General features: G+C 69.1%; 21 protein-coding genes and 1 pseudogene (1 of these 22 running past the window's edge). 7 read left to right on the top strand and 15 right to left on the bottom strand.

Annotated elements, in window-relative coordinates:
* Nucleotides 1–942, bottom strand: a pseudogene (locus ALLO2_RS23780) (DUF222 domain-containing protein) (it extends 399 nt beyond the left edge of the window).
* Between the two features lie 610 nt (nucleotides 943–1552).
* Between ALLO2_RS23780 and ALLO2_RS25240 the strand changes: the two are divergent.
* Nucleotides 1553–2242 (top strand): hypothetical protein, encoded by a 690-nt coding sequence (locus tag ALLO2_RS25240; protein WP_035728982.1) that lies wholly within the window; start codon nucleotides 1553–1555, stop codon nucleotides 2240–2242.
* Nucleotides 2243–3295: 1053 nt separating this feature from the next.
* On the opposite strand, the gene ALLO2_RS00255 is transcribed toward ALLO2_RS25240, so the two are convergent.
* Both ALLO2_RS00255 and mscL read right to left on the bottom strand, forming a co-directional pair.
* Nucleotides 3296–4444, bottom strand: coding sequence for a S1C family serine protease (locus tag ALLO2_RS00255; RefSeq protein ID WP_023840609.1), 1149 nt, complete (start codon nucleotides 4442–4444; stop codon nucleotides 3296–3298).
* Between the two features lie 735 nt (nucleotides 4445–5179).
* Nucleotides 5180–5575: a large conductance mechanosensitive channel protein MscL gene (gene mscL / locus ALLO2_RS00250; RefSeq protein ID WP_011434546.1), complete on the bottom strand. Its 396-nt coding sequence runs from the start codon at nucleotides 5573–5575 to the stop codon at nucleotides 5180–5182.
* 1087 nt (nucleotides 5576–6662) lie between these two features.
* Here mscL and ALLO2_RS00245 point away from each other — a divergent pair.
* Nucleotides 6663–7346, top strand: a complete 684-nt coding sequence (locus ALLO2_RS00245) for a hypothetical protein (protein ID WP_082456665.1) — start codon at nucleotides 6663–6665, stop codon at nucleotides 7344–7346.
* Between the two features lie 28 nt (nucleotides 7347–7374).
* On the opposite strand, the gene ALLO2_RS00240 is transcribed toward ALLO2_RS00245, so the two are convergent.
* From ALLO2_RS00240 to ALLO2_RS00230, 3 genes are all read right to left on the bottom strand, one after another.
* Nucleotides 7375–8553 carry a PHB depolymerase family esterase gene (locus ALLO2_RS00240; RefSeq protein ID WP_035728981.1) on the bottom strand — a complete coding sequence of 393 codons (1179 nt, stop codon included), beginning with the start codon at nucleotides 8551–8553 and terminating at the stop codon, nucleotides 7375–7377.
* Between the two features lie 27 nt (nucleotides 8554–8580).
* Entirely contained in the window at nucleotides 8581–8916 is a 336-nt protein-coding gene (locus ALLO2_RS00235) for a hypothetical protein (protein WP_023840611.1), read from the bottom strand.
* Between the two features lie 259 nt (nucleotides 8917–9175).
* A complete protein-coding gene (locus ALLO2_RS00230) occupies nucleotides 9176–10246 on the bottom strand; it encodes a hypothetical protein (RefSeq protein ID WP_232234803.1) in 1071 nt (356 codons plus the stop codon).
* 209 nt (nucleotides 10247–10455) lie between these two features.
* Here ALLO2_RS00230 and ALLO2_RS00225 point away from each other — a divergent pair, with 209 nt between their 5' ends.
* Nucleotides 10456–11106 (top strand): UdgX family uracil-DNA binding protein, encoded by a 651-nt coding sequence (locus ALLO2_RS00225; protein WP_051874752.1) that lies wholly within the window; start codon nucleotides 10456–10458, stop codon nucleotides 11104–11106.
* 73 nt (nucleotides 11107–11179) lie between these two features.
* On the opposite strand, the gene ALLO2_RS00220 is transcribed toward ALLO2_RS00225, so the two are convergent.
* The 4 genes from ALLO2_RS00220 to ALLO2_RS00205 all read right to left on the bottom strand — a co-directional run bounded on the left by ALLO2_RS00220 (nucleotide 11180) and on the right by ALLO2_RS00205 (nucleotide 14975).
* Nucleotides 11180–11914, bottom strand: a complete 735-nt coding sequence (locus tag ALLO2_RS00220) for a L,D-transpeptidase (protein WP_023840613.1) — start codon at nucleotides 11912–11914, stop codon at nucleotides 11180–11182.
* Between the two features lie 20 nt (nucleotides 11915–11934).
* A complete protein-coding gene (locus ALLO2_RS00215; protein WP_011434553.1) occupies nucleotides 11935–12735 on the bottom strand; it encodes a hypothetical protein in 801 nt (266 codons plus the stop codon).
* A 924-nt stretch (nucleotides 12736–13659) separates the two neighbouring features.
* Entirely contained in the window at nucleotides 13660–14463 is an 804-nt protein-coding gene (gene pdxH, locus ALLO2_RS00210; RefSeq protein WP_035729252.1) for a pyridoxamine 5'-phosphate oxidase, read from the bottom strand.
* Between the two features lie 116 nt (nucleotides 14464–14579).
* The gene (locus ALLO2_RS00205) at nucleotides 14580–14975 is read right to left on the bottom strand and encodes a toll/interleukin-1 receptor domain-containing protein (protein ID WP_035728979.1); all 396 of its coding nucleotides are present in this window, start codon (nucleotides 14973–14975) and stop codon (nucleotides 14580–14582) included.
* A gap of 426 nt (nucleotides 14976–15401) precedes the next feature.
* Here ALLO2_RS00205 and ALLO2_RS00200 point away from each other — a divergent pair, with 426 nt between their 5' ends.
* Both ALLO2_RS00200 and serC read left to right on the top strand, forming a co-directional pair.
* Complete coding sequence (locus ALLO2_RS00200; RefSeq protein ID WP_011434557.1) at nucleotides 15402–16511, top strand: citrate synthase 2; 1110 nt, start codon at nucleotides 15402–15404, stop codon at nucleotides 16509–16511.
* Nucleotides 16504–17628: a phosphoserine transaminase gene (gene serC / locus ALLO2_RS00195; RefSeq protein ID WP_035728978.1), complete on the top strand. Its 1125-nt coding sequence runs from the start codon at nucleotides 16504–16506 to the stop codon at nucleotides 17626–17628. The genes ALLO2_RS00200 and serC overlap by 8 nt, the downstream gene beginning before the upstream one ends.
* A 103-nt stretch (nucleotides 17629–17731) precedes the next feature.
* Here the strand turns inward: serC and ALLO2_RS00190 are convergent, their stop codons facing one another.
* The 3 genes from ALLO2_RS00190 to ALLO2_RS00180 form a co-directional block, all read right to left on the bottom strand.
* Nucleotides 17732–19099 carry a citrate synthase gene (locus ALLO2_RS00190; RefSeq protein ID WP_084588311.1) on the bottom strand — a complete coding sequence of 456 codons (1368 nt, stop codon included), beginning with the start codon at nucleotides 19097–19099 and terminating at the stop codon, nucleotides 17732–17734.
* A 237-nt stretch (nucleotides 19100–19336) separates the two neighbouring features.
* The gene (locus ALLO2_RS00185; RefSeq protein WP_011434560.1) at nucleotides 19337–20056 is read right to left on the bottom strand and encodes a response regulator transcription factor; all 720 of its coding nucleotides are present in this window, start codon (nucleotides 20054–20056) and stop codon (nucleotides 19337–19339) included.
* Nucleotides 20047–21810: a histidine kinase gene (locus tag ALLO2_RS00180; protein WP_035728977.1), complete on the bottom strand. Its 1764-nt coding sequence runs from the start codon at nucleotides 21808–21810 to the stop codon at nucleotides 20047–20049. The genes ALLO2_RS00185 and ALLO2_RS00180 overlap by 10 nt, the downstream gene beginning before the upstream one ends.
* 374 nt (nucleotides 21811–22184) lie before the next feature.
* On the opposite strand from ALLO2_RS00180, the gene ALLO2_RS00175 reads away from it, so the two are divergent.
* A complete protein-coding gene (locus ALLO2_RS00175) occupies nucleotides 22185–22616 on the top strand; it encodes a MarR family winged helix-turn-helix transcriptional regulator (RefSeq protein ID WP_011434562.1) in 432 nt (143 codons plus the stop codon).
* 36 nt (nucleotides 22617–22652) lie between these two features.
* Here ALLO2_RS00175 and ALLO2_RS00170 read toward each other — a convergent pair whose 3' ends face one another.
* Nucleotides 22653–23666, bottom strand: coding sequence for a Gfo/Idh/MocA family oxidoreductase (locus ALLO2_RS00170; protein WP_023840617.1), 1014 nt, complete (start codon nucleotides 23664–23666; stop codon nucleotides 22653–22655).
* Between the two features lie 207 nt (nucleotides 23667–23873).
* On the opposite strand from ALLO2_RS00170, the gene ALLO2_RS00165 reads away from it, so the two are divergent.
* A complete protein-coding gene (locus tag ALLO2_RS00165; RefSeq protein ID WP_049760797.1) occupies nucleotides 23874–24539 on the top strand; it encodes a 2'-5' RNA ligase family protein in 666 nt (221 codons plus the stop codon).
* On the opposite strand, the gene ALLO2_RS00160 is transcribed toward ALLO2_RS00165, so the two are convergent.
* Complete coding sequence (locus ALLO2_RS00160) at nucleotides 24506–25021, bottom strand: winged helix-turn-helix domain-containing protein (RefSeq protein ID WP_011434565.1); 516 nt, start codon at nucleotides 25019–25021, stop codon at nucleotides 24506–24508. The two genes, ALLO2_RS00165 and ALLO2_RS00160, sit on opposite strands and share 34 nt — an antisense overlap.
* Between the last annotated feature and the right edge of the window lie 288 nt (nucleotides 25022–25309).

Below are 25309 nucleotides of genomic sequence, written 5' to 3'. Positions count from 1 at the left end.
GTCTATAATAAGTGTCCGAAGGAGGCTGTCGCAGGACAGTCTTCGAACGACGTTCGGTAGAACGGGGATATGGTCCTTCATATCACACCTTCGGGTATTCAGTCCATTCCCTTCATGTCGCTGGAGGGGGGATCCATGGTTCTCTCGGCTTGAACCGATAAGTGTATCAATATCTATGTGTACATTTATCGTGTGAGATGTGGAGCTCATCAGCGTGGGAGCGCCGGTGGAGAGGAAAGATTCGGACATAGCCGTCAAGGCATCGGCTTTCATCTCAGGACCTGCGTGTGTTATCGAGGTGTCATTGATCGAGCCCTCGGCATCGGATGTCGTGGAAGAATCTTCCCGGTTAGAGTCTCGGGAGTCGTGCAGGCTTGACATGGCCATGACGAGAGCGCTCTCAATGATCGCACCACGGGCTGGATCGAGGCGGACGGACAGTGAAAATGTTCCATCTTCGTTCCACCGCCAAGAGCACCGCGTATTGTTCGGGCCATCTTCGTCGCGCCCCCCGTTCTCATCTTTTTGATCATGATTGATTTTGGCATGCAAGGACACGAGTCTCTCGAGCTTCTGCGCTGTGCACTGTGCGGCCTGCTCAACCCACCTTGCTTCCGTCTCCGGCTCGGCGACACGTGTTATAGCCCGAACCTTTGAATAGGAGATCTCTCCTTTGGAGAAGGACTCGCGAATGAGGGGAAGGAGTTCTAGTGCTCGGGCGACTCGAAGGTAGTCGTAGCTGGCGCGAAGTCCGAGTCCGCACCGCCAGGACAACCAGTGCGCGCAGGTCGGCATGCCGCTGGCGGACCAACCTTTGCGGCGATCGAAGGCAGCGAGCAGAATCAGCCAACGGCAGGTGGCGGCAGCCAGTCGACCCGCCCAGCTGCAGAGTTCCGTCTCGAGGGCAGGGAGGGGAACCGTCTCCAGATCTTTACCGAACATGTGTTCGATTATGGCGCGCGATGGGACCATCGTCAACCGCGTCTGGTGGGCGAACCATCTCAGCGTAGATCGCGTTATAGATCGTCAGCGGGGGCGACATCGAGAATTCTGTTTGCTTGAGGATGCGGTCGCCACAGCCGCAAGTCATGCGCTGTTCCGCGGTGCGGTCTTCCTCGACGGGCGTAGGGGTTGACGCCGTGGCGAGTGTGACGCAGAATCGACCATGTGTTCGGTTGGCTCCTGNCATCCTTTCAAGTGCGCGGGATTTCAAGTACGCGAGCACAGCCAGAACACGGTGATGATCTTCCGTGAGAGGTAGCCAATTATGCCAGCTCATCGGCGAGAAACTCTGCGGCATATTTCTTTTCGACATACTGGCGGAGAACGGGGCCGGGGACCCTGCGTGGGCAATGCGTGATTATGGCGCCGACGGGTCCGGGACCGAACCGCAGTCCCTTCTAGGCCGAGTATCGGCACTCGGCGGATCTCGGGCCTTTTAACGTCTCTCGACCTGGCAGCTTTTGAGTATGCCCGTACCCACATTGTTGTGCAATGTGTACTAGAGAGAGAAGACTAGATGAAAATGGGCAGCGGTATTGTGATCGTATTGGTGATCCAGCCGCCCGTGCTGGGTGAACTTGTCCCTCCGGTGGAGAAACTGCTGGGGGCAGGTCCGGTACTTGGGCTCCCGGGGTTGCCACTCGGCGGGGACGTCGGCGTCGGAGCGTCCACCCCGGTCGGTGTCGTCGAGGGTGGGGTGCTGGTGGGTGCCGTCGTGGGTCTGCTGGCTGGCGATGGAGCCGTGGTTGGCGGCTGTGTAGGAGTCGTGGTCGGTGGCTCCGTCGTCGGCGTGCGTGGCGCCGGGGCGGTGGATGGCGAGGACGGAGGCGATGTCGCAGGCGTCTTGACAAAAGCAGGGTCGGGACGGTGGGTGGCGGAGGGCGAGGGCTTGCTGACCTGTCGCGCGATGGGCTCCATGAGGTGTGGTTCCAAGCCTCCGGGCGATGCAGCCCGGCTGGTAAACGCTCCGGCAACCGTCGGGACGACTGTCGAGGACGTCGCGGCCGCATTGCTGGGTGCGGCCGCAGGCATGGGCGGACGTATCGCGTCCGGGGTCGGTGCCTGCGTCACCTGCCCCTGCGTCACCTGCGTGATATTCGGCTCGTCCTCCGACAGCAGCTGGGCATCGGAGGTGGGCCAGTTCATGGCCGCCGTGAGGCCGGCGACGGCGATGGCCGTCACCGCGGCGACTGCCACCGCCGACCGCCTGCGCCATCCCGCGCTGCCGCGGCCAGCATGAGTCTGCGGTGCGTCGGTGAGGTCGTTGTCGGAGTCCATGCGCATGAGCGGGAGTACACGCACGGAGTGCGTGGTGGCGGCGATGATGGTTTTCTCGGCGTCGGCGTACCTGTCACCGCTGGGTGGAGCCGTCGGTACCTTGACGAGATTGACCTTCGGTGTCTCCTTGGTGGTCTCGCCGACTTCGCTCTCAGTATCGGCTGCCGCTGCCGCTGCCGCTGCCGCTGCCCGCCGACTGGCGGCTGAGGCTGCGGCTACAGCCGCGACAGCGGCGCGATCGAAGGTGCGCGCGAGGCCGACCCGCAGACTCGCTGGCGCCGGAACCACGGCACCGGCGAGGAGCTCTTCGGGCGAGACTCCATGGGGTACCGGGATGCTGCGCGCCTGGGGCGATCCAGACCAGGCCAGAGCGCTTCCTCGAGCAAGCTCGAGTAGCCAGGACCGCAGCCGGGTGGGATCGCTCAGAGGATTTAGACGAGTGCGGGCGACGAGGGCGAACGCCGTCCCGGCCGCTGCGCGGGCCACGGTGGGATCGCCCAGAATCAGCAGGCACATCGAGAAGACATCATCGGCGTACAGATCGTAGAGATCGTCGAACGCCTGTCGGTCACCACGTCGGACACGGGCCACCAGGTCCGCGTCGTCGTCCATACTCAGCTTCTCCCCGGGGACTAGCGGCGGCCCCGGAACGGGCCGGCATCGCCCCATCGGTAGCCCGGTGAGGCAGTCCCAATGCTAGAAGTTCGTCCCCCGCAGCGGGTGAACGTCGTGAAGATTTTGTTGTCGCCGATTCGACAGTCGATAACGCTTGACTACTGATGCCGTCGCACTTTGATCCTCATCGACTACGGCTGGTTACTTTGCCTGGTAGGTCCCACGGCAGGGTGGCCATGTCCCGTCGGAGACGGGACCAATCCGCCATGGACGAATCTGCCTTCAATGAGTATAAGTCGAAATCTGTCACCAATTCGGCGGAACCGGCGTTCGGAACCGGACCGGCCATTCGCGGCCTTCCGCCGGATGGCACCATGCTTCTTGCGGGTCGGGACATAGCTCAGGATGCCGGTGGTTGTTGGGCGAGCCGGGCCTTGACGGTGCCGCTCTGTCCATCACGGGTATAGGTCACTTCCACCTCGTCGCCGATGGCGTGGGACCGGACCGCCGCGATGAGGGAGTCGACGTCGTTGACGGCACGGTTGCCGACCTTCGTGATGACGTCGCCGGTGCGAAGGCCGGCCCTTTCGGCGGGTCCACCCGGAACCATGGAGCGGATCTGTGCACCGTTGCCGCTGGAGGCGGTGGAGCGGGTGTTCTCCTCCGCGGTGGAGGCGCTGACGCCCAGGTACGGGTGCCGGGCGCTTCCCGTGGAGATCAACTGGGTGGCCACCGACTCGGCATAGTTGCCCGGAATAGCGAAACCGACGCCGATGTTGCCGGACTGCTGGCCGCCACCGAAGGGACTTCCACCACCCACGGTCGCGATCGCGCTGTTCACGCCGATGATCTCGCCGCGACTGTTGACCAGCGGACCACCGGAGTTACCGGGGTTGATCGATGCGTCGGTCTGGATTGCGTCGAGCACGGTGTTCTGCTGATCCCGCACGGTTGAATCCCCGGTGCGCACCGGGCGATGCACGGCACTGACGATGCCGGACGTGACCGTACCGTTCAGCCCGAGCGGACTGCCGACCGCTACCACCAGTTCCCCGATGTTCAGCGTGTCGGAATTGCCGAACGTGGCCGCAGTGAGACCGGTGGCATTGATTTTGATCATCGCGAGGTCCGAGCTCGGATCCGTGCCTACGACCTGCGCATCGAAGGTACGACCGTCCTGCAGGGTGACCGTCAGCGAACCGCCGTTCGCGGCACCCGAGACCACATGGTTGTTCGTCAGGATATGCCCGTCCGAACGGATGATGGTGCCGGAGCCGGTGCCCGACTCGCTGCTCGATTCCTCGGAGATTGTCACGACACTCGGCAGGATCTTCTGCGCCGCGGCCGACACGGTGTTCGCGGCTGCCGGCGACGTTCCACCGGAACTGTCCACGGTGTTGTGCAGACCGGCGGATGTGACGATGGTCTGCCCCCCGTTGTTATCGGCGACCAGCGCTCCGACACCGCCACCTACACCAGCTGAGACCAGGGCAATGGCGAGTCCGGCGGCGACGAGCCGCCGTCGGCGCCAAGGCGGCGAGGCGGCCATGGTTGTCCCGTTGCCGTAGAGGTCCTGGGCGGGTGGCGAGCCGGCGCCGCTCGGGGAACTCCACGGCGGTCCCCAGGAATGCCCTCCGGTCGGGGGTCCCGCGGGGGGGCCCGCGGGGCCGGCCGCGCCGTTCAGAGCTCTCGGGGCAGCGGGACCACTGGGTGGCGGGCCTGAAGGTGGTCCCCACGGGCCGCCGGGCGGCGCCGCCGGAGGTGGGCTTCCCGCGGAGAACGCGGCCTGCTGCTGGCTGGCCTGGGACGGCCCGGCCGGGTACGGAGAATCCGGATACGGACGAGGATCCCCATGCGGGGGATGGGGATTCGGATACTGAGGATGCTGGCCGGAGGATGGCCCCAGCGCCGGCGGTTGGCTGTACGGCGAGCCGGGCGGACGGGAAGGCGGGCCCGCCGGGAGGTCGGGTTCGGAGCTGGCGGGACCAGCCGGGTGAGCTTGGCCGGCTGGTGTCCCGGCCGCGCTGCCGATGGGCGGAGCCCAGGGGGAGGGGGAGTCATGCCCGGCGCCGGACCCCTCCCTGCCGCCGCCCCCGGGGGCGGCCTCGGCGCTACTGCTGAAGGGGAGACGCGGTGTCATGGTAGGCACTTTCCCTTGAAAGCCTGAGCGATTCCTGAATGCCGACCAACGTTCGGGTAAGCGATCCGGCGTGGAGCCGCGCCGCGCCGGGTCGGCCCGACCCGGGCCGACCCGGCCCGGCCCGGCCCGGCTGGGTCAGCTGGGTCAGCCGGTGGGACGGTGTTCCGCCAGTAGATCACGAATTTCCGTGAGCAGGCGTGCCTCGTCGGTGAGTGCCGGGTCCTCCTCCGGCGGGACCTGCCCCCGCGTCCGCCGCTCGTTGATGGTGTTCAGGGGGAGTACTACCACGAAGTAGATCACTGTAGCGACTGAGAGGAATGCGATGACGCTGTTGATGAACTCGCCGTACCGAAACACGCTGCCGTTGATGGTGAAGGTGAGGGCCGAGAAGTCGGGTTTGCCGAAGATCGCGGCGATCAGCGGGGTGAAGATGGTCTTCACCAGCGACGTCACCACTGCGGTGAAGGCGGTGCCGACCATGACCGCGACCGCCAGGTCGACGACGTTCCCTCGCATCAGGAACTGCCTGAAGCCCTTCATGTGGCGTCCCCCCTGAAATATGTGCCTGATGACATGGGAGGATATCGACGCAGATCAGTGGGTGACCGGCGAGGTGCCTGGCCGATCCCTTTACGCCTTCGGGGGGCTACTGTCAACTAAGCTCGCGCAACGTCGACGCAACGCCGTGGTACACCGGTGGCACGGGTGGACGCAAGCGGAGCTCGGGATCGGAGGTCGTCTGGTGACGGACGGTGTGCGACGGACCGAGTGGGACGACGACGACCGGCAGTCTCCCTACTATCAGGGGAGCGGCAGGGGTCCCTCGATGGAGCCGTACCAACCAGCGGGGCCGGATCCGCGGCCTAGCGGCTACGGCCCTCCGACCGGGCCATATGACGCCGCGGGCCCGGTGACCGGGCCCTACCACCCGGTACCGGCGAGCCATGGCGATCCCGGCCATGGCGATCCCGGCCATGGCAGTCCACGTCAGGGCAGTTCGATACAGCCCGAGGATATCGATTCCCCGTCCACCGGCACCTCGATGCGCCGGGCGCTCGNCCCGCCCGCTCGGNCCGCTCGGNCCGCTCGGGCTGAGAGCCCGCGGTCCCGAGCCGTTCCTGGTTCCACTCCCACTCCCGCACCCGCACCCGGTTCCACTCCCGGGCGTCGACCACCCGGATGGGCTACCGATGGAAGGTCGGCTCCACGAGGTGGACCGGATCGGCAGAATGAGGTCGGTCTGCCGCGGGCCAGAACGGCGATGCCGACACGTCGGGCCGACGGTGCCTCCACAGGCGGTCCGCCGACCGGCGGCGCCGGGATGAGAGACGGTGGAACAGGCCCGCGGATGCCCTACGGCAGGGATGCCGGCGACGACCTCGGACTCGACCGACGCCATGCCGACCGCACCGATCCTGATCGGCCCGGTCGGCCCGGTCGGCCCGGTCGGCCCGAGGCTTACCCGCCGGGCGCGGGGCGGAGCCGGCCGAGTCCGGCGCGGTTCGGAGCCGATCAGCGGGTCGCGGCGCGTCGCTCGGGGAGCCTGGCCTCCGCCGCGGGCACAGCCGATTTCCCCGACGATGACGACGCTCGCGATTCCCGACAGGGAGATCGTGATTCCGACACCATGCCTTTCCTGCATCGGGTCGGGGTGGCCCTGGTGGTGCTGGCCGTGGCACTCGGGGTGGGCGTCGGGGCCGGTGCCGTCTGGGAAAAGGTCCGGCCCAGCGGCCGGACCGCCAATGCGGTCCCGGCGCCGACGGCAGCATCGTCCGGCGGCCCCGCAGCGGCCGCGCCCAGCCCAAGCACAGGGGCGGCTGGCGGTCAGGCAGCTGGCGGTCAGGCGGCTGCGGGCCAGATCGCGGTGCCGGCGGACTGGACCTCGTTCACCGACACTGTGCAGAAGGCCACCTTCTCCCACCCGCCCGTGTGGAAGCAGCGGCGCGACAACACCGGCATCTTCTACGGCGAGCCCGGCACCGTCTCGGAGTACGGACCGCAGATGATCGGGGTGGCCCGGGTCGCGGTGCAGGATCCGGTGGCAGCGCTCACGCAGGTCCAGTCCGCCGAGTTCAACACGGTCCCCGGTCTGACCAGGGACCATTCCGGTCCGGCGACGGACACCAGCGATCAGCCCACCCAGGAACTTGCCGGCTCGTACGACCGGGAGGGGCAGCGGGTCTCCTACCTCATGCGCACGGTGTCGGTGGCCGGTGCCGTGTACGTGCTCATCGCGCGAGTGTCGACCAACGTCCTGGCGTCGCTCAACACGCTGATGGGCGCACTGCGGTCGTCGTTCGCGCCGGCCTGATCCGTCCCCGCCGGCTGGCCGTCATGGGTCACATCCGTGGGCCGGGCCGCGCGGAACGGGCCGGAGCCAGCAGATTCCAGATCACCCTGCCCGTGGCGAAGGCGGCCGGTCCGGAGACGGCCGGCCAGCCGTGGGCCAAGGCGGGCAGCAGGAACTGCACGACCCGGGCCGAGGAGGCACAGGGGGTCTCCTTGCGCAGGGCGACGGCCGGTGACGTCACTGCGGTCGAATTCGCGGGCACACCCGGGACGGCACTCGGCATCAGGACCCGCGGGGCGGCGTTCACCGGCGCGCTTGCCGGGTTCACCGGCGCGCTTGCCGGGTGCACTGGGGGCACGGCGACGGGCGCGGCCACGTCCGCATCCGTTCCAACGCTCAGCGCGGACGGTGATGCCACCGGAGCGTGCCATGGCACGCCGGCCGAATCCGTGAGGACAGTGTCCGTAGGCCGGCTCGGGACGGGGCAGCGATCCACCGACCGGAACGGGATCATGCTCTCCTCGACCGACGTGATCGCGGTCCGTAGCACCGGCGACCAGGGGGTCCCCTGGTAGGGGATATGGCCGTCCGCCCCGCCGTGGACGTCCACGACGGTCAGTGGGGCGCCCGGATGGCAGTCCGACACCTGACGGCTGGCCGCCACGACGGCGATGCCCGCGAGTTCGTCTCCGTGTTCGCAGGCGTACCGGTAGGCCAGCATGCCACCGTTGGACAGACCGATCAGGCTGACCCTGTTCCGGTCGATCGGGTAGTGCTCGCTGAGATGCGCGATCAACGCGCGTAGCCAGCCGACGTCATCGGTATGGTTGGTCACGGCGGGNTCGCAGCAGGNTCCAGCGTTCCATGCCCTGTTNAGGCCGTCCGGGNACACGACGGCGAGGCCGGCGGTACGGGCGAGGCCGTCTAGGTCCCAGTGCTGCTCGGGATCCGTGCCGTCGTAGTACAGGCTGTGCAGCGCCACGAGCAGGGGATAGGGCTTCGGGGCGTCGGACGGGGGCAGGGTCACCCGGATGTGGGCGCCCCGTCCGGAGCGTTCGAATGCATCGGGACCCGTGGTCGGCGCGGGGGTGGCGGCCAGGACCACATGACCACGTCGGGGACCCTCCAGCACGCCGCAGCCGGACGTCGTCAGCAGAAGGGGAACCAGGAGGGCGAGGAGCCAGGCCGCGGCGACGCGGCGGCGACGGACGGCTGGCACGAGGGCCATTCTGACGCGCGTCCAGCGCCCCGGGCGTCACCGGTGTCGGTGATTGCTCTTCGTGTTCGATCTACTACGAGCGAGATCGCCTTCGGGGGCGCGGACCACATTGAGTCTGGGACGATCCGCGTCGGAAGGTACCCAGCGGCCCGATGACCGTGCCTCCGTGTTCTCCGCGGCCGTGCGGTAACGGTCGAACGCCTCCTGGGCGCGGCTTTCCAGATCGTCCACGAGAGCGAGTGACTCGCGTACCCGCCGCTCCCCGGCGGGACCGGCGGCGAGCAGGTCCGACAGACAGTTGTCCACGGCACGCCGCGCCGCCAGCCAGCCGAGGAGCAGTCGGGAGCGCTCCATATCCGAGAGCTCGTCCACCGAGATGTCCCTCCGCTCGCCACTCGTGACGTTGATGAGGTTTCCGCCGTGAGGATCGGCCACATGCGGACCGATCCGGCGGGGTCCCCTGGCTGGGTCAGGTGTCCGGGTCAGGGCGATATGCGTGGTCGAGGTCAGTGACCGACTTTTACCGTCCGTCCTCTTCCAGAGTGCCCCACCTGGGGCCCGAACGCGCCGCAGTTCGCCGAACGCACATCCACCGGTCGACGCGACCGGGACGTGGGGGACGGACCACACGTTACGTGGGTCCCCCCGGAAGCGGTCGGTCGGCGGTCGGCGGGGGCTCGTCCACCGCGGACGGTGGAGGTCGTTCGGAGGAGCCGGTTTTGGACAGTGGTCCCTCACCCGGTGGCGGGATCGGGGGTCGGGGCGAGGCGACGGCCGGCGGTGGCAGCGGCTGTTTCGGCGCGTGTGCCGAGGAGTCTGTGTGTCCCGGGGAGTCTGCGTGCCTCGGGGAGTCTGTGTGCCTCGGGGAGTCTGTGTGTCCCGGGGAGTCTGCGTGTCCCCGGGAGGTGTGTGGGCTCGGGGGACCGGTGGGACCGGCGGGACCCGGGNAGCCGTGGGGNGTGGNCGGGCGGNGNGAGACCGACGATACCTGGGGCACCGTGGTGGGGCGGCGATCGTGCCACTTCGCCCGAGCCTCGGCGGCGGTGTCCTCGACATGATCGAGGATCTCCTCCCATCGGATCTGCATGGGTCGAATGAGGCCGCCTCCCACGCCGACGACGATCACACCGGTGAGGGAGGCCAGGATCGCCCAGAGGAGCGGTGTGGTGACCGACGTCGCGAGTCCCACCTCGTCCAACGCCGCCTTGCCGAAGGCGACTACGAGCACGGTGGCCACGATGTTGCCGGCCGCCCGTCCGTACGCGAGGTCGCGTAGTGCCTCCGTGACGAAGGTCCGGACGACCCGGCCGAGGCCGACCCCGATCATGATGACCAGCGTCGCGAGCAGGGTGTGGAGCAGCAGAGCGAGTAGATCGGTCACGGTGTCCTCGGCCGCGTTCGGTCCGAAGACCCCCAGCGCGATCCGCAGCACGCCGAGCAGGCCGATGCCCATGAGCACCCGCAGCCCGCCCGCACGCACGCTCGGGGCCGGCTGGTGCAGTAGCCGCGGCAGGCCGGCGCGATCGATGATCCGATCCAGGCCGGCGCGTTCGGTCAACCGGGTGACGAGGCGCGTACCCGCCCGAACCAACAGCCAACCGAGCAGACAGATCGCGAGGAAAAGGCCAATTTTCGGGGCTGTCGCGGCGATTTGCGACCAGGCGTCGGAGAAGCCCCGATCCCACTCCACGGCAAGCGTCACCCGTACAGCACAACAGCAAACGCTGTGTAGTTGAATGATGACACGCCGCTATTTTGTGGGGGTGGTCCCGTGGTTTGCCCCGACCGCCGGGGGCCAGATATCCGGCCCCGGCACCCCCGGCACCCCCGGCACCGGGTTCCCGGCACACCGGGTCTCCCAGGGCTCGTGCGGACGGGCGAGGGCCCGTCCGGTTGAATCGGTGGATGAGCATGCAGCCCGTACACATACCACCACGGGCGGACCTGCCGACCCTGGCGGCGGCCGCCGCCGACTGCCAGGGATGCGACCTCGCACAACTGCCCGGCACCCGCACGGTCTTCGGGGTCGGCCNCGCGCATAGCTGGCTCGCCCTCGTCGGCGAGCAGCCGGGCGACATCGAGGACCGGCGGGGTGTGCCGTTCGTGGGCCCCGCCGGCAAGCTGCTCGACCGGGCCCTCGGCGAGGNGGGACTCGACCGTGCCGAGGTGTACACGACGAACGCCGTCAAGCACTTCCGGTATCGCACCGGCAACGGTCCGCGGCGGATCCATCAGACCCCGGACCTGCGGCATGTCACCGCGTGTCGTCCCTGGCTATCCGCGGAGCTCAACCTCGTTCGGCCGGCGATCGTCGTGATCCTGGGGGCTACGGCCGGCATGTCGCTGCTCGGACCGTCGTTCCGGGTGACGAAGATGCGTGGCCGGCTGCNCCCCGGGCCGGCAGGCTCCGGGGCTCAGCTGCTCGCCACGCTGCATCCCAGTGCGGTGCTANGGGCGGANCCCGCCCGCCGTGACGAGGTCTACGCCGGCTTCGTCAACGATCTGCGGATCGCCGTGGCGGCCCGTCCCACCATGGACCCGTCCGCCTCGGTGGACGCATAGTCCGTCCGGGCCCCGGCGATCCTCCACCGGGAAGGGCCTCGTTACCGATCTTCGTCTAGGTGACGATCTTCGTCTAGGCGACGATGTCGATCGGCGTGCCGAGGGGAACGGTCTGGGCGAGTCTGGTGATCGCGTCGTTGCTCAGGCGGATGCATCCGTGGCTGACGTCCTTGCCGATGAGCTTTGGTTCGTTCGTCCCGTGCACGCCGATGACCGGCTTGTGGCCGCCGAACGAGCTGAGTGATGTCGAGAAGCCGTTGAGCCCGAAGGCATACGGCCCGTACGGACCGTTCGGATCACGCGGCTTGAGCAGCTCCATGAGATAGAAACGCCCGCCCGGCGTCGGGGTGTCGGCGGTGCCGATCCCCACCGGCTCCTCGGCGATCTGCGTCCCGTTGCTGAACACCTGGAGTCGGTGCCTGCTGCGGGAGACAACCAGCCGGTACGGCGTCTCGGACGCGGTGACCTGGTCCGCCTTCAACCATCCGGTGCTGCCGTTCGGCTGCACCGGCAGCAGTACCTGCCACCATCCCGACAGCTTGGCCTGGACGAGGAAGACCCGCTTGACGCCGTTCTCATTCGGACTGGCCAGAGTGGAGGAGGGTTGGGTGTCGGTCGGGGCGCTGTAGACGTCGACGCTGGCACCCACGGCCGTGACCACGGTGCTCTTTCCCTGGCCGAGTCCGGCGGCGGCGGCGAGCTGGTTGCGCACCTGCGGGGAGAGATCGGTGGATGCGTTCCTGGCGCCGTCGCCGCAGCCGGTCAGCACGACGCCACCCAGGATGGCCGCGAGGGCGCCCGCGGCCATCCTGGGACCAGGTCCGGAGCTCATCGCGTGTAGTGCGGATCGGCCGGGACGGCGCTCGTGGCGGCGGGCACCGCGACGGGTAGCGGAGCGGGCGGTGCGAGCGGCGGCGGGGCCGATCCGCCCGTGCAGTTGGAGACACCGACCGTCGGCACGGTCACGAGCAGAACCTTGGTCTTGGCGTCCCAGGGGGAGCCGATTACCGCGAGTGCCTTCGAGGGGAGGTCAACGGTCTGCTTCGGCCCGATGTCCAGAATCCCGCCGTGCAGGCTGGTGTCGAACCAGCCGAATCCAAAGGCCTTGTCCGCGGTGTTCTTCAGTTTCCAGGAGGGGACGGAGCCGTCGCAGGTGAAGGTGAGGAACAACGGGTTGACGTCCATGTCGTCGATGCTGTTGATCTGCTTGTCCAGCGGGACCTTGAAGGGCAGCAGGTCGAGGAAACCATCGAGTGTCGGCTTGCCGGTGCCGTTGGTCGGGGTCGCGGAGGACGCCGCGCTCGCCGTCGCGTCCAGAATCAGAGCCGCGGCGTCGGTGGGCGTGGCGCTCGGCGTGGCGCTCGGATCGAGGCTCGCAGTGGCGGTCGGGCCGGCCGACCCGGTCGGCTTGCCCGCCGAGTCCAGGCCGGCCAACGGCCCTGTCTTCGGGGTCGCCGTCGGGGTGTCGGAGACGAGGGGGGACGGACTCGACTGGGTGACGGCGGCCGTGGCCGTCGCGATGGCGGTGGGCGACGGTTCCGGAGTTTCGGCGAGCGCCGGGGAGGCCAGTGCGATGGTCGCCATGCCGAGAACGCCGGCCACCGCGGCACGCATTCTGGTGATACGCATAAATCCGTCTCCTCGACGTGTGCCGAGCACGTTGATTGCGGGCAGGAGCGATTGCAGCCAAGAAGGTAGCAACGCGCCGTTCGTCCCCGGCGGGCCGGGTCCGGCGTAGCGGAACTGTTGGGTCGAAGAGGGACGGAGGACGGGCGCGACCCCTTTGTCGATCATGGAGTTCTCGACACTTCATGTTCGACAGGGAAGGGGAATGGGCCCGGGACGCCCGCACCGGGCGGCGTTGGAAAGAGCTGCCGAAGCCTGGATCCAGGCTCACTGGCGGCCCTCGACGCCGCCCCACACCGCCCGACATGGCGGGCGGGCCGGGTACGGCGCGTGCTCACGGTAGATGGAACGACGATGCGCCCCCAGCACGGCAGCCGCCACGTGCACCTGCCCGAAGGCCTCGCCCACGCCTGCGGCGTGCTCCTGACACAGGTCGACGTCGACGAGAAGACCAACGAAAATCCCTTTGTTCTCCGCGGTTTAGGCCAGATTCCTGACCTGACCGGCGTCCTGATCACTGCTTTCCCGGCCCCGCCCTCACACGCCCAGGCGGCAGGATCAAACGGCCACCAGCTCAACACACTGGAGCCCGGGGAACCGTGCCCGCAGAGCCTGGCAGATCTGCTCCGGCCTCCACCGTATGGCGAGGTGGTCCTGGATGAGGTCCCGCAGCTACGAGTTACGGATGATCTTGCTGGTGTCCGAGAAACGGGCCGCACCTCAGTTCACTCGCGTCAGCATTTCGTTGTCCGGTGCCGTGGACCAGTAGCACGGGAACGAGAACAGTAGTCACAGCTACAACGGAGAGCGCCCAGAAGGCAGGGTCTTCTCGATGCGAGGACGGGGCCCAGCCAGAGCCACCGGAGCCGGCACCTGTGGATTTGTGTACGCGCCCTCAGCCAAAGTTCTCCCAAGATCGGCGAGACTTCAAGGGGCGAGGCGTTCGACGACCCAGAGATCTTCGGCCGCGGTCGGGACGCCGCCGCCCGCATCGCCGCCGCCCGCATCGCCGACCCGGACACCGGTGGCGTCCGGGTCGGCGACGGCGAGGGAGTCCGTGCCGCCGCCGTCGGCCGGTACCGACACCCGCCGGTACCGCAGCCGGTCGTGCAGCCGGTCCGCGCGGCCCTGCCAGAACTCCACGGTGTCCGGCACGATGCGTAGCCCACCCCAGAACTCCGGTGTCGGCACCCGGGTGCCCTCGGGCCAACGGGCCGCGAGCTCGGCGGCGCGGTCGTCGAGCACCGTACGGGACTCGATGATCGTCGACTGGTGGCTGGCCCAGGCGCCGAGCTGCGAACCATGCGGACGCGACTGGAAGTAGCGTTCCGTCTCGGCCCGGCTCACGCGCTCGATCGATCCGATGACGACGACTTGGCGCTCGAGGGCGTACCAGGGGAAGACCAGCGAGCCGAAGGGGTTCTCGGTGGCCTCACGGCCCTTGCGCGAGGCGTAGTTCGTGTAGATCACGAAGCCCCGCTGGTCGAACCCCTTGAGCAGCACGGTCCTGGCACTGGGCCGCCCAGCGGCGGATGCCGTCGCGAACACGGCCGCGTTGGCCTCCGGAACGCCTACCCCGGGGGTGGCCGCGTCGATGAACCAGGCGGCGAACTGTTCGACCCAGGTCGGCGCGAGATGCTCCGGCTCCAGACGACCGGCGCGGTAGCCCTGGCGGAGCAGGGCGGGATCGGGGACGTCCAGATCGGGGACGTCCGGGTCCGGACCGCCCACCGGCGGCTCGTCGGCAGCGGAGGCTGGGGCCACGCCCCGATCCTGCCAGGCAGGCCGCGCACCCCAGCGGGACGGCCCCGAGAGTGATCCCGCCGGGCCAGGGTCCGTCGTCCCGGTCAGGAGAGCTCGGCCAGGATCTCGCGGACGCCGAGGTCCCAGCGAACCGTGAGGTCGGTGCNCCGTCGGCCGGCCAGCCGATATGGCGCGTCGCCGCCCGACGACCCCGACAACAATGCTGGTACCAGGGTGATACCGCGAGCGGCGAGATCATCGGCCAGCGCGGGCAGCCATTCCTGGACGATCCACGGCGTGTGGATTCCCAACGTTGAGTATCCGAGCACGAGAAAGTCGGCGACGGCGAGCGTCTCATTCATGAACATGGACACGGTGTCGCCGATGCGTATCTCCCAACGGTCCAGGTGCACCGCGTGCCCCGCCGCGCCGATCGCCCGGCCCAACCGTTCGGCGGGTGCGATGTCCGCTGCGCGATGACTGATGAAGACGAACGCCATGATCCTCCCGTCGTGTTCGCGCTGCGTGACTGCCGCCGGTCAGGCGTTCCAGGCACGAGGCCCGACCGTAGCGCGGAATGATCTCAGTTGACCAAACTTTCCATTCACGACTTTCGGCATATTCGTATAAATAGTAATATGATAGATAAAACTGCTGTGACTTACGTCATATTTTATGGGTTTCGCGTTGCCCGGTGCGTCGGTCTGTGCGCGGTCGGCCCCAGATAAGGGTTGGATGGAGCATCGCGGGGCACCTGCGCCCTGGCGCGCTGGGAGGCCTCACGGCAGGATCGGACGGAGCAGCACCGACGAAGCAGGCAGCACCGACGAAGCAGCACCGACGAAGCAGGACGCGGACGGGCCGCCGGCGGGACCATAGAGACAGAACCGGTGGGNCCAAGAGACAGAAGCGGAGATCCGGACTCGATGGCCGAGAAAACAAGCGATTTCAAGCCCGGTCTGGAAGGTGTGATCGCCTTCGAGACGGAGATCGCCGAGCCGGACAGGGAAGGTAGCGCGCTGCGTTACCGCGGCGTCGACATCGAAGACCTTGTTGGCAAGGTCGACTACGGCCACGTCTGGGGGCTGCTGGTCGACGGGGCGTTCGAGCCCGGACTGCCGCCGGCCGAGCCCTTTCCGGTCCCGGTGCACTCCGGTGACATCCGGGTGGACGTGCAGAGCGCGCTCGCGATGCTCGCGCCCTACTGGGGCCTGGGCCAGCTGATCGACATCACCCCGGAGCAGGCACGGGACGATCTTGCCCGGGCATCGGTCGTGGCGTTGTCGTTCGTCGCCCAGTCCGCGCGGGGCCTTGGTCAGCCGGCGGTGCCGCAGAAGGAGGTTGACCGGGCCCGGACGATAACCGAGCGGTTCATGATCCGTTGGCGTGGTGAACCGGATCCCAGGCACGTCCAGGCCGTGGACGCCTACTGGGTCTCGGCCGCCGAGCACGGCATGAACGCCTCGACGTTCACCGCCCGGGTGGTCGCCTCGACCGGCGCGGACGCCTCGGCGGCGCTGTCGGCTGCCGTCGGTGCGCTGTCCGGTCCGCTGCACGGCGGTGCTCCGTCCCGGGTGCTCGCGATGCTCGACGAGGTCGAGCGCACCGGCGACCCCCTCGGCTACGTCCGCCGCGCCCTGGACCGCAAGGAGCGCCTGATGGGCTTCGGGCACCGGGTGTACCGCGCCGAGGACCCGCGGGCCCGGGTGCTGCGCCGGACCGCTCGTGACCTGGGCTCGACCCGCTACGAGGTGGCGGAGGCGCTGGAGGCCGCCGCGATCGAGGAGCTGACCAATCGGTTCCCGGATCGCCCGCTGCGGACCAACGTCGAGTTCTGGTCGGCGGTGGTGCTGGACTTCGCCGAGGTGCCGGCCCATATGTTCACGTCCATGTTCACCTGTGCCCGCACCGCCGGCTGGAGTGCCCACATCCTGGAACAACAACGCACCGGGCGGCTGATCCGCCCGTCCGCGCGGTACGTGGGCCCCGCTCCGCGCCCGCTCGGTGACGTTCTGCCGGGGGTCAGCCGTGGCTGACGCTCCCGCGATCGTGCTGCCCGACCGGCTGCGTCCCCGGGACGGCCGGTTCGGCTGTGGCCCGTCGAAGATCCGTCCCGAGGCGGTCGAGGCCCTCGCCACGAGCGGGGCGACCTACCTCGGCACCTCACACCGGCAGAAGCCGGTCAAGAGCCTGGTCGGCCGGGTGCGGGCAGGCCTGTCCGAGCTGTTCTCCCTGCCCGAGGGCTACGAGGTCGTGCTCGGGATCGGCGGCGCCACCGCCTTCTGGGACGCGGCAGCCTTCAACCTCGTCCGGACCCGCTCCCAGCACCTCGTCTTCGGCGAGTTCGGGGGCAAGTTCGCCGACACGACGAAGGGCGCGCCGTTCCTGGCCGNGCCGTCGGTGATCTCCTCGCCGCCCGGTACGCATCCGGACTGGGCGCCGGAGGCGGGCATCGACGTCTACGCCACTCCGCACAACGAGACCTCGACCGGTGTCGCCCGTCCGGTCCGCCGGCCGGTGGGTGCGGACGACGGCGCCCTGCACCTGGTCGACGCCACCTCGGGGGCCGGCGGGCTGCCGGTCGACGTGCGCGAGGTGGACGTCTACTACTTCGCGCCGCAGAAGAGCTTTGCCTCCGACGGCGGCCTGTGGGCGGCGCTCGTGTCCCCGGCGGCGATCGACCGGCTCGCCGAGATCGCCGCGACGGACCGGTGGANCCCGCCGTTCCTCGATCTCACCACGGCCCGGGACAACAGCTCCAAGGACCAGACCTACAACACCCCGGCAGTCGCGACGCTGTTCCTGTTCGCCGACCAGATCGAGTGGATGCTCGCCCAGGGCGGGCTGGACTGGTGCGTGCGGAGGACCGCGGAATCGTCGTCCATCCTCTACACCTGGGCCGAGAAGACCTCCTACGCGACACCGTTCGTCGCCGACCCGGCCGCGCGTTCACAGGTCGTCGTGACGGTCGACTTCGAGGGGGTGGACGCCGCCGCCGTGGCCAAGGTGCTGCGCGCCAACGGTGTCGTCGACGTCGAGCCCTACCGCAAGCTCGGCCGCAACCAGCTGCGGGTGGCCTGCTTCCCGGCGGTCGAGCCGGCCGACGTCGAGGCGCTCACCACGAGCATCGACTACGTGGTCGAGCACCTGTAGGTGGTCGAGCACCTGTAGGCGCCGGGAACCGGCGGGAGCCGCCGGCCAACCACAAGGGCCGGGGCCGCGGGAGACGCCGCGGCCCCGGTGGGGCCGCATCCGGTCAGCGCAGCGGGCGCTCCGGTGCCGCCTGGGCCGCCTGGGCCGCGATCGGGTCGATCCCGCTGTCCCCGACCCCGCTACGGTCGTCTATCGGGACATACGACCGCTGGTCGTAGCCGATGTACAGCTGGCGCGGTCGGGCGATCTTCTGCTCGGGGTCGAGTAGACCCTCCTCCCACTGCGCCAGCCATCCCGGCATCCGGCCGATGGCGAACAGCACCGGGAACATCTCTACCGGGAAGCCCATCGCCTGGTAGATGATGCCGGTGTAGAAGTCGACGTTTGGGTAGAGCTTGCGCGCGACGAAGTACTCGTCCTCCAGCGCGATCCGCTCCAGCTCCATGGCCAGGTCGAGGAACGGGTTCGTGCCGGTGACCTTGAAGACCTCGTCGGCGACCTGACGGATCACCCGGGCCCGCGGGTCGTAGTTCTTGTAGACCCGGTGGCCGAAGCCCATCAGCTTCTTCTTGCCGTCCTTCACCTGGGCGATGAAGGCGGGGATGTTCTCGACCGACCCGATCTCCGAGAGCATCCGCAGCACCTGCTCGTTGGCGCCACCGTGCAGCGGACCGTAGAGCGCGGAGATCGCGGCGGCGGCCGCCGAGAACGGGTCCGCCTGCGAGCTGCCGACCGCGCGCATCGCGTTGGCCGAGCAGTTCTGCTCGTGGTCGGCGTGCAGGATGAACAGCACGTCGAGGGCGTGCTCCAGGTTGGGGTCCGGCTCGTACTTGAGCTCGGTGGCCTTCCACATCATGTTGAGGAAGTTGCCGGCGTAGGACAGGTCGTTGTCCGGGTAGACGTACGGGAAACCGACCGAGTGCCGGTAGGAGAACGCCGCCAATGTCGTGATCTTGGCGATCAGGCGGACGATCTGCAGCCGGCGCAGCCCCGGGTCGTCGATCGTCTTGGCGTCCGGGTAGAAGGTCGACAGCGCACCTACCGTGGAGACCAGCATGCCCATCGGGTGCGCGTCGTGGTGGAAGCCGTCGATGAACTTCTTGATCGACTCATGGACCAGGGTGTGATGGGTGATCTCGTCTTCCCAGGTCGACAGCTCCTCGGCGGAGGGAAGCTCGCCGGCGAGGAGCAGGTAGGCGACCTCGAGGAAGCTGCTCTTCTCCGCCAGCTCCTGGATCGGATAGCCGCGGTAGCGCAGGATGCCGGCGTCACCGTCGATGTAGGTGATCGCACTCCTACAGCTCGCCGTGTTCGTGAAGGCGGGGTCGTACGNCATCAGCCCGAAGTCGTCGTCGCTCGTTTTGATCGAGCGAAACGCACTCGCACGTACCGCGCCGTCCGTAACCGGTATCTCATACGTTTTTCCGGTGCGGTTGTCGGTGACGGTCAGTGTGCTGACCTGCTCGGACACGCCGGGCTCCTCTCGCTGTGGCGGTGCCGCAATGACGGCACTAGCCCAAGTCGGGGCGCGCGTCCGGGTACGGAGCGCTCACGCCGGTTCGCTGGCTCACATGGTTGTTCCCAAGTTTGGCCGTTCGTGCCTGCACATGCCCGTGATCGGTGAGCTCCGTCCCACGTGTGCTACACCACCCCCGGTGGGACAGAGTCTCCCGTGGCTGCGCTCGGGGTTGGAATCACGCTTCGATGGTCACCGCGGCTCGCCCAACCGGGTGGACCGCTCCTCGCAGAGCGAGGAGCGGTCCTCGCCGCCGGCCTCGCCGCCGGTGGCTCGGAGCCAGGCGAGCACGGCCAGCACCCGACGGTTGTCGTCCGCGGAGGCCGGCATCCGCAGCTTTGTGAAGACGTTGGCTACGTGGTTCTCGACGGTCTTCGGCGCCAGATGGAGTTTGGCGCCGATGCCCTGGTTCGATCGTCCCTCGGCCATGTGCCGGAGCACGGCCCGCTCCCTGGCGGTGAGGCGTTCCAGTTCGTCGGCCCGCCGGCGATGGGCCAACAGGCCGGCGATGACTTCCTCGTCGACGACGAGCCGGCCGCTGACCACCCTGCGTAACGCGTCGTGCAGCGCGGTGATGTCGTCCACCCGGTCCTTGAGCAGATATCCGATGCCGCCGCCCCCGTCGCCCAGCAGCCGCAGCGCGTACGGCGTCTCGGCGTACGTGGACAGCACCAGGATGCCCATCGCGGGATGGGCCGCACGTATCGTCTCGGCCGCTATCAGCCCCTCGTCGGTGAACGTCGGAGGCATCCGGATGTCCAGGATGACGGCGTCGGGCCGGTTGCCGGCGAGCTGGTCGATGATCTCGTCCGCAGTCCCGGCCTGCGCGACGACCTCGACTCCCGCGGCGGCCAGCAGCATGGCCAGCCCCTCGCGGAACAGGGCCGAGTCGTCCGCGACGGCTACCCGCACGGGATGCTCGCAGTCAGCCGGGTGCCGCCGCCGGACGGGCTGACGATGCTCAGGTCGCCGCCGAGCGCACGTACCCGATCCGTGAGACCCGCGAGCCCGCCACCCTCGACCACGACGGCACCGCCCTTACCGTCATCGGTGACTTCGATCAGGATGCCGCCGTCCACGCACCGGACCGTCACCCGGACCTGGGCCGCCCCGGCGTGTTTGACCGTGTTCGTCAGCGCCTCGCAGATCGTGTAGTAGGCGCCGGCCTCCAGGATCGGCTCGAACCGGACGGTCGGGATGTCGAACTCGACCTTGACGGGGAGGGGCTCGATCACCACCTCCAGGGCTGGGCGCAGCCCACCCTGACTCAGCATGGCCGGGTGGATTCCCCGGGCCAGACTGCGCAGGTCCTGGAGAGCATGATGCAGATCCTCGCGAGCGGCTTCGATGGCAGAGATCGTATCGGGGTCGGAGGTCTTTGTCCGGGCGAGTCCCAGTCTGGTGGCGAGGGCCAGCAGCCGTTGCTGGACGCCGTCGTGCAGATCGCGCTCGAGGCGGCGCCGTTCGATCAGGCCGGCCTCCACGATGCGGGCCCGGGAGGCGCGTACGGCGTCCAACTGCGCGGCCACGGCGGCGTGCAGCCGGGCGTTCTCCAGCGCCATGGCGCTGGCCTGCAGGGCGACCGTGACCAGGTCGCGGTTGCGCTCCTGGGCGGCGGTGGCGGAGATCAGCGCCAGTGGCGCGCCCGACGAGGTCGTCACCGGCACGAGCAGCCGGCCGGCTCCGGGGCGGGGCGGGGTGGCCGTGGCGCCGTCGGCGTCGACGTGCCGCCGCTCCTGCGGCATCCATAGGAAGAGCTCGGCGGAGTCGTCGTGCAGAGCCGTACGCAGGATGTCCCGTACGGCCGGGACCGTCGGTGGCATCGGCAGCGTCGCCAGGATCTGGGCGATGCGGGCGCGGGCGAGCTGGCGGCGTACGCCTGCCGCGGCGAAGGCCAGGGGGATGGTCAGCAGCGCGAGCGCGATGAGGATGAAGGCCGGCGGGACGTAGGCTCCGCTGGGGTTGCAGACGAAGATGTTGACCGTGGCGGCGAGGGTGAACGCGACCAGCAGCGCGATGGCGACCGGTCCGAAGATCCGGCGGTCGAGCGCGGAGTAGCGGCGCAGCCGCACGCGGACGACCCAAAAAAAGGCCGCGGCCAGCACGAGGGTCAGGCTGTCGAGGACCCAGATGATCTCCTCGAAGGCATCCCGGTCGATCGGCGAGCCATACCACCAGACATTTCGGGAATATCCGAACCAGGTCGGGNCGGAGATGCCGACCAGTCCCAGGTTTGCCACCGGGATGAGGAGGACGGCGCTCGCCAGCAGGGCGCGCTCGCGGTTGCTCTGCAGTCGCCCGACCGGATATCGCAGCGCGCCCCAGCCGAGACAGACCCAGAAATGCGTGTAGGCGAACGTGGAGATGAAAGCCGACGGACCCTCGTCCCACGCCACGGTCCAGGTCAGTGCCCACAGCAGACCACTGAAGATCATGGCTCCGGTGGCGCTGCCCAACGCGTCCTCACCGTTCAGCAGCACTCCGGTGAGGACGAAGGTGAGCGCCACCGAGACGTTGATGCCCGCCGTCACCGGGTTGTCGGAGAATGCCGGCCACTGGCAGGCGACCGTTCCGGCCGTGGTGGCCACACCCCCGATGCCGAAGCACCATGAGCGGTGGCGGGCGGCGCAGGCGGCCAGCCGGCGGGGTACACGCGGATGAGGCACCTCAATCCACCGTATGTAGCCGGAATCTCACCGAACAAGCGTCGCACATGGCGACCGGGGGTTTCGAGGGTTCCCCCCTAATCTCCCGGCGGCAACCCCCCGAAGAACTCTGGAGCTGCCCCCGAAGCCAGCGGTGGCATCGAAGGTGGAGGCTGGGAGAAACGGGTCGGTGTCCCTCGGGGACCGGGCCTTCGGGGCCGGGTCTTCGGGGTCGAGCCTTCGGGGTCGAGCCTTCGGGGCCGGAGCTCGCGAGAGGCCGCCTGTGGTGGTGGGTCGGCTGCCGCTGGGGGGTGGCCGGCCCACCTCCTGCTGTTTTCGGCGGTTCACCAGAATGTCATTCGTTTCTGAGTGTCGCTAACGAGTACCGTCGTGAGATGGAGACCGAGACGGCACGTGAGGCCGAACTCGCGTCCGCGCTGCGCCTGTCGGTGATGCGGCTTTCCCGGCGCATGCGCCAGGAGCGGTCGAGCCGGCTCACCCCCACGCAGACCTCCGCGCTTGCCACGCTGGAGCGGCACGGCCCCATGACGCTCGGGGAGATCGCCGCCCACGAGCGCGTCCAGCCGCCGTCGATGACCCGGGTGATCGCGCATCTGGCCGTCACCGGGCTCGTCGAGCGCCGGCCGCATCCCACCGACGGCCGTCAGGTGATCGCCGAGGTGACCGAGGCGGGTCGAGCCCTGCTCGAGGACGACCGTCGGCGCCGGGACGAATGGCTGACCGATCGGCTGGCCGAGCTCTCACTCGAGGAGATCGCCGCGCTGAACCGCGCCGCACCGATCCTGGACGCGCTTGCCGGCTCGTAGGCTNCCCGCCGATCCGAGCATCGTTCCGACCGCCGTTCAGAGCTCCACCCAACCGCCCTGCTGATGGGAGGTCTGCGCGGCGGCCATCAGGTGGTTCGCGGTGAGCAGGTCGTGGAAGGTGGCGCCGCGGACCAGCCGGGCGTCGTCGAGTTCGGTGGCACGCACCACGTCGTAGGTGGCCTCCATCAGCCCCGGCCGGGAGGTCGGCACGGTCGGCATCATCAGATCCCGGATGCCGCTGCCGTCCTGGCGGCGGACCAGACGGCCCCGGACGACGATGCGTCCGGAGTCGCCGCATACCGTGAGGGTGGCTGTGCCGAGGTTCCCGCCCATCTGCTCGTTGATCAGGACCGTCGCGCCGCTCGCCGCCAGCAGGGCCAGCGTCACCGGTGCGTCCGGGGTGAGCGCCGGGGCGGGCATCGCGGCCGGATCGGCGCAGACCGCGAGGATCTCGCCGCACCAGCGCATCGCCAGATCGATGATCTCGACTCGCCCGGCGGGCCCGTTCGGCGCGCCCACCACGGTCATCTGGGTGAGCCGGCCCAGGGAGGGAACGGTCGCCGCGACGTGGGTGGCAGCCGGCCAGGCCCGCCCGTCGAGCGCGACCACGTGGGCGAGATCACCCTCCTCGGCGAGGTCGGCGACCGCGCGCAGGGCCTCGGCCTCGACGGTCGCCGGCCCGGCCAGGAGCACGTGCAGGCCGATCTCGGCCGCTTGCCGGGCGACGATGTCGGAGGCGGGCGGCGGCATCTCCACGCAGACCGCCTCGATGTCGTCCGAGAGCAAGGTGAGCAGATCGGCGTACGCCCGTCGGACACCCGCCTCGGCGGCCCAGGCCAGGGACTCCAGCGGCTCCGGGGCGAGGAGACCGACGACGTCGACCCCGGCATCGCGCAGCACCTCGGCGGTAGTGCTGTCCGAGCCGTCGGTGACCAGGGCCATCGCGAGGGGCAGGTCCGGCTGCCGCCGACGCACGACGCGCCGCAGCTCCCGCCAGGCCTGAGAAAGGGCGGGATCGCGCGGCGGCACCAGATCGGGGAGCGTCGTCACAGCATTGATAGTGCTCCCCGTCCGGTGGCGAGGGTCGCCGGTCAACCCGATTGTCGCCGAGAACCGATCGGAGGCCGAGCGCTCGCCATCCGAGCCCGGAGCAGGTCCGTGCCGCACTGTTCGTCTCGTCCCAGGGAGACTGTCGTCTCGTCCCAGGGAGAGGGAGCCTGTCGTTCCAGGGAGGTTGAGCTGGCAACCAGACTGTTCGTGGCGGCCGTCCCACCCCCCGAGGTCGCCGAGGCGCTGCTCGCGGCCGTGCGCAGGACGCGCGCCGCGGCGGCGGATCTGCGCTGGACCACGCCGGACCAGTGGCACGTCACGTTCGCCTTCCTCGGGCCGGTGCCGGACGACCGGCGCGCCGAGCTCGGCGTGAGACTGGCGCGGGTGGCACGCCGGCACGGCCCGTTCGCCGTCGAGACGGTCGGCGGCGGACGGTTCGGCGATCGGGTGCTGTGGACCGCGGTGCGGCAGCCACCGCCGGTGACCGCGGACGCATCCGTCGACGGCATTGCCGCGGCCGCCGCCGCGGCCGCCGGTGACGTGGCAGGCTCGCGAGCCAGCCCACGCCTGACGGCGCTGGCGGTCGGGGTCCGGCGGGCCGCCGAGCGTGCCGGGGCGGCCCGCCGGAACACCCGTCCGTTGCGCGCACATCTGACACTCGCCCGGGTGCCGAACGGACGCGGGCGAGCACTGGAACCGCTCGTCGAGCTGTTGCGTGCCGATGTCCCACCGCTGCCCTGGAGCGTCGAGCGGCTCATCCTGATGAGCAGCTCGGGCGGCGGCGAGTCCGGATCATCCCCCACCTACCGGGCGGAGACGGTCTGGGACCTCGTCGGCGGTCAACCGTCGGTCGAGGGATCCGCCGGGCGGTAGCGGTAGCCCACGCGGCGGATGGTCTCGATGCGGTCCCGGTGCTCCGGGCCGAGCTTGCGCCGCAGCCGCGTCACCAGGACATCCACCGTGCGGATGTCGGGAGCCGACTCGTCGTCGACCTGATGGCCCCAGACCGAGCAGAGCAGTGCCTCCCGGCTGTACGCCTGCCCGGGATGGCGGACGAAGAAGTCCAGTACCTCGAACTCCAGGTAGGTCAGCTGCAGGGTCCGGCCGTCAACGGTGGCGAGCCAGGCGGTGCGGTCGACCCACACCCCGCGCTGGGGCGGCGGCGCGATCTCCCACTGGCCGGTCCGGAGGCCGGCGTCGGGCGTGTGCGTGGGCGCCGTCGCGGGCAGGGACGGTCTCGGCAGGGACGGTCTCGGCCGGGACGGTCGTGGAAGGGACGCCGCCGGAACGGACGCCGCACGGGAGGGCGCGGTGTGGGGCGTCCGGTACGGGAGGACGGTCGTCTGCGGGGGCATTGCTGGCCTTTCGGTCAGGTTTCTCTCGGTCACCGAAGATCGGGTGGGCGGCGAGATGCCGTCGACGTGTCAGCGTTCTGGCCGGTGGGTCCGCCGGGTACGCGGCGCGGTGGCGCGAAGATGGTGGCGGTGTCTCTCACCGGCGGCGGCGGGGGAGGGCGGGGCCGATGTTGTTCGGGGGAGGTCGGCATGTGCAGCTACCAGCGATGACGCTGCCCGGTGGGGCTTTCCTGGCGATGCTTGCCGGTTCGCGCGAGACGAGGCAACGTCGGTTGACAGACGGTGGCG

The organism is Frankia sp. Allo2, from assembly GCF_000733325.1.
Classification (GTDB): domain Bacteria; phylum Actinomycetota; class Actinomycetes; order Frankiales; family Frankiaceae; genus Frankia; species Frankia casuarinae.
Note: the sequence above shows the minus strand (reverse complement) of the source record. Positions and strands in the feature narration are given on the sequence as shown.

What these genes read in the sequence shown, in the direction of transcription:
- ALLO2_RS00160 (WP_011434565.1), bottom strand. Translation starts at nt 25,021, where the DNA reads ATGCCCCCGCAGACGACCGTCCTCCCGTACCGGACGCCCCACACCGCG.
- ALLO2_RS00175 (WP_011434562.1), top strand. Translation starts at nt 22,185, where the DNA reads ATGGAGACCGAGACGGCACGTGAGGCCGAACTCGCGTCCGCGCTGCGC.
- ALLO2_RS00245 (WP_082456665.1), top strand. Translation starts at nt 6,663, where the DNA reads ATGCCTTTCCTGCATCGGGTCGGGGTGGCCCTGGTGGTGCTGGCCGTG.
- ALLO2_RS00255 (WP_023840609.1), bottom strand. Translation starts at nt 4,444, where the DNA reads ATGGCCGCCTCGCCGCCTTGGCGCCGACGGCGGCTCGTCGCCGCCGGA.
- ALLO2_RS00215 (WP_011434553.1), bottom strand. Translation starts at nt 12,735, where the DNA reads ATGCGTATCACCAGAATGCGTGCCGCGGTGGCCGGCGTTCTCGGCATG.
- ALLO2_RS00220 (WP_023840613.1), bottom strand. Translation starts at nt 11,914, where the DNA reads ATGGCCGCGGGCGCCCTCGCGGCCATCCTGGGTGGCGTCGTGCTGACC.
- ALLO2_RS00200 (WP_011434557.1), top strand. Translation starts at nt 15,402, where the DNA reads ATGGCCGAGAAAACAAGCGATTTCAAGCCCGGTCTGGAAGGTGTGATC.
- mscL (WP_011434546.1), bottom strand. Translation starts at nt 5,575, where the DNA reads ATGAAGGGCTTCAGGCAGTTCCTGATGCGAGGGAACGTCGTCGACCTG.